Origin of the sequence: Mesobacillus selenatarsenatis SF-1 (assembly GCF_000813125.1) — a bacterium.
GTDB classification, from domain to species: domain Bacteria; phylum Bacillota; class Bacilli; order Bacillales; family Cytobacillaceae; genus Mesobacillus; species Mesobacillus selenatarsenatis.
On the sequence record NZ_BASE01000048.1, the window covers coordinates 49,929 to 58,375 of the forward strand.

Genomic DNA, 8,447 nt, shown 5'->3' on the forward strand with positions numbered 1-8,447 from the left:
ACTACTTTGGATGGTAAAAAACAACTTAGCGCCGAGCAAAGCTTAGCAACCACTGTTGAAGCAAATGAACACCGATTGGCTTCTTGCTCTATCATTCCGTTACGGAAAAGTATATCGTCATTGGCCTATGAAGTGTGTCATAATCTGGCACCAAAACAACAGAGATTTTCACTTTTCCCTTCGGATTTTGTCAATTTTCAGATTATTAACTTTAGGAATAAATGATGCTTGTATTTTTAGTAGCCATATATTCCTAAAGTATGTTGTTTAGTAGATTTCTAAAAAATACATAAAAAGGACATAGCCATTTCGGCTATGCCCTGCTGAAGTATAAATTAGCGTCTTCTGTTTCGATTGCGCAGGAATGTTGGGATATCAAGAGCATCATCGCCCTGCGGAGATTGATTGCTTCTTGGTGCTTCCTGCTGGATTTCTTCACGTTTAGGCTGTTCGCGCTTGATAGCACCCATACCTGGCTTTTGCTGCCCTCCAAAACCTGGTCTTGTCGGCTTAGGCTGGACGACTTCCTCATTGAAGCCAGTTGCAATCACCGTAACGATAATTTCATCTTTTAAGCTTTCATTGATGACAGAACCGAAGATCATATTTACATCCTGGTCTGAAGCAGTGGCGACGATGTCAGCAGCTTCTTGTACCTCGTATAAGCTAAGGTTCGTTCCGCCAGTGATATTCATAAGAACACCTTGAGCACCGTCAAGTGAAGTTTCAAGCAACGGTGAGGAAATAGCCTTTTTAGCTGCTTCAGTAGCACGGTTTTCACCCGCAGCAACACCAATTCCCATCAACGCTGAACCCTTATTGGACATAATTGTTTTGACATCGGCAAAGTCAAGGTTGATCAAACCAGGTGTAGCGATCAAGTCTGAAATACCCTGGACACCCTGGCGCAGAACATTATCCGCTTCACGGAAAGCTTCCAGCATCGGTGTGCTCTTATCAACAATCTCAAGCAAACGGTCGTTAGGAATCACAATTAAAGTATCTACTGCTTCCTTCATCGATGAGATTCCACCGCCAGCCTGTCCAGCACGCTTGCGTCCCTCAAATGTAAATGGACGTGTAACTACACCCACTGTTAATGCTCCAAGGTCCTTGGCGATTTGAGCGATAACTGGAGCTGCGCCAGTACCTGTTCCTCCGCCCATACCGGCAGTAACGAATACCATGTCAGCGCCTTTTAGCACTTCCTCGATTTGTTCTTTGCTTTCTTCGGCCGCTTTCTTTCCGACCTCAGGATTAGCGCCAGCGCCTAGTCCACGCGTTAGTTTCGCACCGATTTGCATTCTGATTTCAGCTTTTGAAAGGTTCAATGCTTGTGCGTCTGTGTTGACCGCGATGAATTCCACACCTTGTACGCCGTGTTCGATCATTCGGTTAACCGCATTATTTCCGCCGCCGCCAACACCAATAACTTTTATAGTAGCAAGTGAATCTAAATTTGTATCAAATTCCAACATGACAAATCCTCCTAATTCGCCGAATTCCTGTTAGCTCTGATTATTCAAAAAAGTAGCCAAGAAATTTCTTCATTCTTGAGGTGACTTTTTCTTCAGACTGTTTCTCAGGCTTCGATTTTGGATGCGGCTGTTTTTGAACTCTCTTTTCTTTCGGTTCTAAATCACTAAAAGCTGCTTCCATTTTCTTTCCTTTTAATTTTGCGTTTTTATAAGCAAATTGGATTAAGCCTACTGCTGTCGTGTACTGGGGTTCCCTTACGCCAATGTAATCCGGAATGGCGATTCTTACCCTGCTTTGGAAAATATCCTGGGCAAGCTCCAGAACACCCTGCATATTGGCTGTTCCACCTGTCAGGACAAAACCACCCGGCAAGTCCCTTATGTTCATGTGTTTCAATTCATCCTGGACAAGGGAGAAGATTTCTTCCATTCTTGCCTCAATGATATCGGCTACTTCCAGCTGATTGAACTGCTGCTGCTGGTCGCTGCCGATGATTGAAACCTCGAATACTTCCTCTTCGGATGCATGGTCATAAAAGGCATGTCCATGCTTCAATTTCAATTTATCCGCTTCTTCAGTTGTCGTGCGCAAACCAATTGATAAGTCCTTGGTGATATGGTCTCCTCCAACCGGAATGACAGATGTACCTCTTAAGTGTCCGTTCTCAAAAACAGCGACAGTTGATGAACCGCCGCCGATATCAATCATCGCGACACCCATATTCTTTTCATCCTTTGAAAGCGCGAATGCTCCTGCAGCAAGCGGCTGTAGGCCGATATCCACGATTTCAAGTCCAGCACGCTCAACACAACGAAGAGTATTATGTAAGATGGTCTTTGATCCGGTAATGATCGTTCCTTCCATTTCAAGCCTAACACCGATCATGCCTCTTGGATCATTGATCTCATCAAGACCGTCAACGATAAATTGCTTTGGAATCACGTCTATTATCTCTCGCTCAGGCGGAATCGATACCACCTGTGCAGCATCAATGACTCTCGCTACGTCCTCATTCGTGATCTCGCGATTGTCGCTGGAAACTGCAACCACACCATGGCATGGCAACAGGGAAACATGATTGCCGGTGACACCTACAATCACCTGGTTAATCTTTAAACCTATCATTCTTTCAGCTTGTTCGATTGCCCTTTTAATAGAATGAACGGTTTCATCTATATCAACAATGGAGCCCTTTCTTAACCCTTCGGACTTTACATTGCCAACACCAATTATATTTAAAGTGTCATTGACCATTTCTCCAATGATTACCTTCACACTGGATGTACCGATGTCAAGACTGACATATATATCATTGCTGTTCATTCTGTGGCACCTCCTTCAACAATTCCTAGTGTTTGAACAACAATTTCTTGCCACTATCTAATTGCGTTTCATTTTTTAATTACATTACTTTATTCGTCACAATTAAATATTTCCCTTTTAAAATATCATTTTTTTTTCTACTTTTCACTTGTTGTTGACCATTTTGTCAATATTATTCTCCGGATGACGGCTATATTCTGGAACAGCCTTACCCCAAAGGCAAAAACTGCTGCTAAATACAAGTCTACACCAAGATGGACACCTAGAAAAGCTAAACTTGCTGCTAATACTATATTAAAAAAGAATCCTGATACAAAAACTTTTTCATCATAAATATTTTGCAGCTGGGCGCGGATCCCTCCGAACAAAGTATCGAGGGCTGCAAGGATCGCGATTGATAAATAGTTGGAGTATTCTTCAGGAATTTTGATATCGGTCAATAGCCCAATGATTACACCGATGACCAACCCCATGATTGGAAGCCACATTATCCGTTGCCTCCCCCTTTGTCTGTTTTAACGGGTTCCATGTACCTGATCCTGATTGTATCTTGATATGCAGGTACAACCAGCGTGCTCTCAGGCCTGTTTACTATCACTTCTAGATTATCGATGAAAAAATCCTCGGCTACCGTGGAAACCTTCATACGATTGTATAACTTTTCAGCTGAATCTCCATTTTCCGTAATTACCCGAACTTCAATAGGAAAACGATTTAAAGAATGGCCATTGATTTTTGTCACCCTGTTTATATCCCGGATGACGGTAGTATTTATGACCCTCTCGCCATCAATGGAAACATGCTTCGCGCCATACAGGTTCAATTCATTCAAAAGCCTTTTAAGCATATCTGGAGAAACCGAAGGCGGATTGTCACCTTCGACAATCAAGTTGAAAGCAGGTTTAATCAAGAGAGTTATCCCCGGTCCGGTGACCTCGGTCAGTCCAGCCTCATCCTTCAATTCTGCGAGGGTTTCCCGCAGTACCTCTTCCTTGCTTTGCTGCCGCTCAGTTTCATACTTAGCTATTTTTTCTTCATTAGACCTGATTTCAAGAAGCAGCTTGGACTGTAATTCCTTCTCCTTCATTAAATCCTCACGAAGCTGCCAAGTGTCACGTGTATCCCTGACTTCTGGTTCCCTGACGGTTTGAAACTGAATGGCGACCATTAATCCAATAATTGCAGCTATAATACTGAAGCTGAGATTCTTAGGTCGGCCCAATGCATTCACCTTGCTTTCTATTAGGCCATTTCTTGAGGTTTTCATTCAATCCCATTCTAAACAGCCTGTTAACCTATTTCATGTACGGCATTCGTATTCTGGAAAAAAAGCGATGATCGTCATCATTTCCCCAAAATCGGATCCATTTTAATATCTTCCTTTTCTTCTAACGAAAAAACAATTTGGTCATTCACAAGCTGATCTTTTACCCCACCGGTAATATTGAGAGCGGAGGAAAGAACCTCGGGGTCACCAATAGCAGTGATTTCAAATGGGGCAGGATGCTGGTAGCCATCAACAGTAATGACGGGGCCTGTACACAATATATATGAATTGTGAGAAATTCGCTGCCCGTTCACAGAAATAGCTGCTGCTCCTGAAATGTACAGTTCATTGATCACCTTGAACACATGATGCTCGTGGACAAGATAATTATTGATATTCTCCTCATCAGGATCGTATTCTCCATCAGCCAGAGTTACTTTTACTCCCTTACCACTGACCTCTACCTTGCCAAGGAACATACGGTATTTCTCAGCGTCCTCAGCCATGTTAAAGAAAACCTGCGCTTCTTTGGAAAGGCTGGCCTCAATTTCCCTTACCTTTTCCTGCTTGGCATTCAACTCTTTTTGAAGCTCACGGTTTTTTTCTTCCTCTTCTATCAAATCGTTTCTCAGAGTTAAATGCTTTTCCCATTGCCTGTCCGTCAAGCCCTGGCCTTTTTCACCCTCATCCTGTGTTACACGGAATGAAAAAGCGACCATAAAGCCAAGTACCAGGAAAACGATTGAAAGAATTACACGATTACTGTTCACTTTCTTTTTCAATTTCAACTTCCTCAGCTTCCTCTGCTTCATATGCTTTAAAATAAGAGCCAACCTCGAGATCGATGACACCCTTTTTAGAAGGGTCAAGCTGGCTGACAATTGAAGGATAATGTGCCATTTTTTCAGAAAAAGTCCTGAGAGTAGCATTTACCTCGAAACCGTCATTCATATACAGCTTAACAAGATATTTATCCGTCTTTACTGGCTGTGAGTGAATTTCAGAGATTGAATTGATGACAACTTCAGGCAGTTTCTCCAGTGAAGCGATCATTTCATCCAGGACCTTCCCTTCTTTAAAGCCTATTAAGATTGGCGCGTTGACAGGAATTTCTTCAATCTGCTTTTCTCCAAGAATATTTCCATTTTCAAGGACCGGGTAGAAATTCTTCCCCTTTGAAATGTAGGCAAGCCTGCTATATTCTTCAAGCTCAATGGCGACCTTATTCGGAAACTTAACGTTCACAGTAGCTTGTTTGATTTCCTGGATTTTCTCCAGTTTTTCTTCAACTTCGCCTTTGCCGATTTTCCACACATTTGACTCGAAGCTTAGCCCGCTTTTTTCCACGATGTGCTCGTAGGAATAGGACTGATTTCCTGAAACAGTAATCTCTTTCACCTTGCTTAGCGATGACTGAAAATAGATAACACCGGCTATTAATATAAAAAACAAAGCCAGAAGCATGATAAGCCTTCGATTAGCTTTCTTGCGTCTTTGATGTTTTAACTTTGGAATCCGATCTTCAATTGAGACGATTTTTCTCTTGTCCATTTTCAATCCCCTCTTTATCGGCTGAACCCTTTTCCAATAAGAATAACATCCTTTTTTCTTGATCTTGCAGGTTAAAGCCATCGTTATAATAAATTTAGAATCAGAAGCTTTCCCTGGAATTGAAAACAATAAGTATGTACAACAGCACAAAATAAGAGAAGAACCAACGGCATGAGAATCTGTCATGCCGTTTCTTATCCGGACAGCATCCTAATCTAATGAATTATTATATCACAGAATTTGACAGCTTGAACCACTTTCCTGCTATTTCCGACCTATAATTTCTACCTCTGTCTCCATTTTCACACCATGTAAATCAAGGACAGTATCCTTTACATGCTGAATCAGACCAAGTACATCCTCAGCCTTTGCATTTCCTTTGTTCACAATGAAATTCGCATGAAGCTCCGAAATTTGTGCCCCGCCAATTTGATGGCCTTTCAAACCTGATTTTTCGATTAAATTCCCAGCATAATTGGGAAGAGGATTCCTAAAGACACTGCCGCAGCTTGGAAAGTTATATGGCTGGGTTTCTTTGCGATAATCCTTGTTTTTTTGAAGATCCGCCACAATTTCATCCTTATTGCCTTCTTGAAGTTGGAAAATGGCTCCTACGACTACACCTGGCCGCTCTTTCTGGAGGACAGATGTCCGATAAGAGAATTTCATTTCTTTGTTAGCGAGCCACTCAAGAGAGCCATCTTCAAAAAGCACATAGGCTTTCTCCAGAATTTGTGAGATATCAGAACCATGGGCCCCTGCGTTCATATAAACCGCACCGCCAATGGACCCAGGAATTCCGCCAGCGAATTCAAGCCCTGAAAGTCCTTTTCGGCTAATGGTGATCGCAAAGTTGACTAGCGAAAGACCTCCACCAGCTGTCACTCTAGTGCCATCGATCTCCAAATCATCAAGCCCGGAACCGAGTTTAATCACAACACCTTCAATGCCTTTATCTGAAACTAGGAGATTCGAACCTCTGCCGATCACGGTCCATTCAACACCAGAATCCTTAATGACTTCAACCGCTTTTCTTAAATTTTCTATTGATGAAGGTTCAATAAGTATGTCAGCAGGTCCGCCAATTTTCATTGATGTATGGTTTGCCAGCGGTTCATTTTCCTTTACAGAACCGATGTTCAATTCCCTAAGTTTGTTAGCTAGATCCTTCATAATTACCTTCCTTTCACGATACAGCTATTTTGACCATTTTATGCAGCTGCATGCCTATAGGCTACTTTTTCGCCAGTTCCTCCATAAGACGGTACAGTCTCTGGGCTGAGTCAGGTATGCCTAGTTTTTTTGCCGCCTTTTTCATATGTGCCAGCTTCTCTTCATTGCCCAGTATGTGGTCAATACTTTCGACCAACTTAGGCCCTGTAAGATCTTTTTCATGCAGCAGCCGTGCTGCTCCGTTTTCGCTTAATGCTCGTGCGTTTTTTTCTTGATGATTGTCGGTTACATATGGGCTCGGAATCAGTATGCTGGGAATCCCCAATGAAGTAAGTTCAGCCAGGGTAGTCGCTCCTGCCCTTGCTACAGTTAAATCAACACCGGATAGCACCTCGGGCATATTGTGAATAAATGGTTTGATGATGACATTTTCCGGATTACCGACAAGTTCAACTTCCTTCTGGACATCTTCAAAATGAACATCGCCCGTAACATATAACACTTGATATGATTTACCGCTTAATTCAGTAAGGCTTTTAACGACCGCTTCATTAATTGGCCTGGCACCCCTGCTACCGCCAAAAATAAGCACAGTAGGAATTTTAAGCTTTAATCCGGCAGACAATCTGCCTTTGATTCCATCTTGCCCCAGTACCTCAGATGCTCTAGGGTTACCCGTCAACACAACCTTTTGCTCAGGGAAGAATTCCCTAGCTTCTTCAAAGCAAATCGCGATTTTATCAACATAACGGCTAAGGAATTTATTCGTCAAACCTGGAACGCTGTTTTGTTCATGGACAATTGTAGGTATGCCCATTTTCGCAGCCGCATAGACCACAGGACCGCAAACATAGCCCCCAGTGCCAATGACCACATCTGGCTTGAATTCCTTGAGCATTTTTTTACTGTCCCTGACACCTTTTAGGAACCGCAGGATTGTTTTTACGTTCTCAAATGAAATCTTTCGTTTGAACCCTGTAATATGTATGGATTTAAACGGGATGTTCTCCCTGGGCACGAGCTTGCTTTCGAGCCCTTTTTCTGTCCCTATGTAAAGAAACTCGACTTTTTCATCCTTTTTTTTAATTTCCCTTATAAGTGCGAGCGCAGGGTAAATATGCCCACCTGTACCGCCGCCGCTAACTGCAATCTTCATTTTCCACACCTCAACAACTTATCTCTTTTTTAATCGCGTCCATCACGCATGCATTTACACACCAGGTTTTTCCGGATTGCGTGATGTGAATAAGAATTGTGAAAAGGAGCCTATAAAAAAGGCACTCCCCGGTTTTACCCTATTCTACTATATTCTAAACTTAAGAACAGTTTTTAAAGATATTGTTATTTAAATGTAATATAGCATGAACAGAAGTATATTCCTATTCATATTCACATAGCTTGGAAGAACAAAAAGCGCAAGCGCCTTGTTCAGCCCCGACAAGCGCTGCCCGCCAAAAAACGCCACGTCCTGTGGCTGGCGGGTCTAGAACATCGTGTGCTCGGAGGGCCGACCAGTGAAGTCGTTCTTTGACTTCATTGGCAGGACCGAAATAGAAATGTATAGCCGACTGCCCAGAAACGCAGAAACTGGAGACTCCGACAAAGAAGCGCTTTTTGCTTCTGCCGGCGGAGTTGAAGTTTCGAAGTTTCTAGG

General features: G+C 42.7%; 8 protein-coding genes. All 8 read right to left on the reverse strand.

Annotated features, from left to right (window positions below; all coding sequences use genetic code 11):
- Positions 1-335: 335 nt before the first annotated feature.
- Complete coding sequence (gene ftsZ / locus TY49_RS11295) at positions 336-1,478, reverse strand: cell division protein FtsZ (protein WP_041966019.1); 1,143 nt, start codon at positions 1,476-1,478, stop codon at positions 336-338.
- 40 nt (positions 1,479-1,518) lie between these two features.
- Complete coding sequence (gene ftsA / locus TY49_RS11300; RefSeq protein ID WP_041966020.1) at positions 1,519-2,802, reverse strand: cell division protein FtsA; 1,284 nt, start codon at positions 2,800-2,802, stop codon at positions 1,519-1,521.
- Positions 2,803-2,939: 137 nt separating this feature from the next.
- Positions 2,940-3,290 (reverse strand): small basic family protein, encoded by a 351-nt coding sequence (locus TY49_RS11305; protein WP_041966021.1) that lies wholly within the window; start codon positions 3,288-3,290, stop codon positions 2,940-2,942.
- Positions 3,290-4,069, reverse strand: a complete 780-nt coding sequence (locus TY49_RS11310) for a DUF881 domain-containing protein (RefSeq protein WP_084135453.1) — start codon at positions 4,067-4,069, stop codon at positions 3,290-3,292. Before TY49_RS11310 ends, TY49_RS11305 begins: the two co-directional genes overlap by 1 nt.
- Before the next feature lie 77 nt (positions 4,070-4,146).
- Positions 4,147-4,881 (reverse strand): DUF881 domain-containing protein, encoded by a 735-nt coding sequence (locus TY49_RS11315; protein ID WP_041966022.1) that lies wholly within the window; start codon positions 4,879-4,881, stop codon positions 4,147-4,149.
- Complete coding sequence (locus tag TY49_RS11320; protein ID WP_041966023.1) at positions 4,829-5,620, reverse strand: cell division protein FtsQ/DivIB; 792 nt, start codon at positions 5,618-5,620, stop codon at positions 4,829-4,831. The genes TY49_RS11315 and TY49_RS11320 overlap by 53 nt, the downstream gene beginning before the upstream one ends.
- A 264-nt stretch (positions 5,621-5,884) precedes the next feature.
- Positions 5,885-6,793: a UDP-N-acetylmuramate dehydrogenase gene (murB, locus tag TY49_RS11325; RefSeq protein WP_041966024.1), complete on the reverse strand. Its 909-nt coding sequence runs from the start codon at positions 6,791-6,793 to the stop codon at positions 5,885-5,887.
- 61 nt (positions 6,794-6,854) lie between these two features.
- Positions 6,855-7,949 carry an undecaprenyldiphospho-muramoylpentapeptide beta-N-acetylglucosaminyltransferase gene (gene murG, locus TY49_RS11330; protein ID WP_041966025.1) on the reverse strand — a complete coding sequence of 365 codons (1,095 nt, stop codon included), beginning with the start codon at positions 7,947-7,949 and terminating at the stop codon, positions 6,855-6,857.
- Positions 7,950-8,447 lie beyond the last annotated feature (498 nt).

What these genes read in the sequence shown, in the direction of transcription:
- TY49_RS11305 (WP_041966021.1), bottom strand. Translation starts at nt 3,290, where the DNA reads ATGTGGCTTCCAATCATGGGGTTGGTCATCGGTGTAATCATTGGGCTA.
- TY49_RS11310 (WP_084135453.1), bottom strand. Translation starts at nt 4,069, where the DNA reads ATGAAAACCTCAAGAAATGGCCTAATAGAAAGCAAGGTGAATGCATTG.
- ftsZ (WP_041966019.1), bottom strand. Translation starts at nt 1,478, where the DNA reads ATGTTGGAATTTGATACAAATTTAGATTCACTTGCTACTATAAAAGTT.
- TY49_RS11315 (WP_041966022.1), bottom strand. Translation starts at nt 4,881, where the DNA reads ATGAAGCAGAGGAAGCTGAGGAAGTTGAAATTGAAAAAGAAAGTGAAC.
- TY49_RS11320 (WP_041966023.1), bottom strand. Translation starts at nt 5,620, where the DNA reads ATGGACAAGAGAAAAATCGTCTCAATTGAAGATCGGATTCCAAAGTTA.
- murG (WP_041966025.1), bottom strand. Translation starts at nt 7,949, where the DNA reads ATGAAGATTGCAGTTAGCGGCGGCGGTACAGGTGGGCATATTTACCCT.
- ftsA (WP_041966020.1), bottom strand. Translation starts at nt 2,802, where the DNA reads ATGAACAGCAATGATATATATGTCAGTCTTGACATCGGTACATCCAGT.
- murB (WP_041966024.1), bottom strand. Translation starts at nt 6,793, where the DNA reads ATGAAGGATCTAGCTAACAAACTTAGGGAATTGAACATCGGTTCTGTA.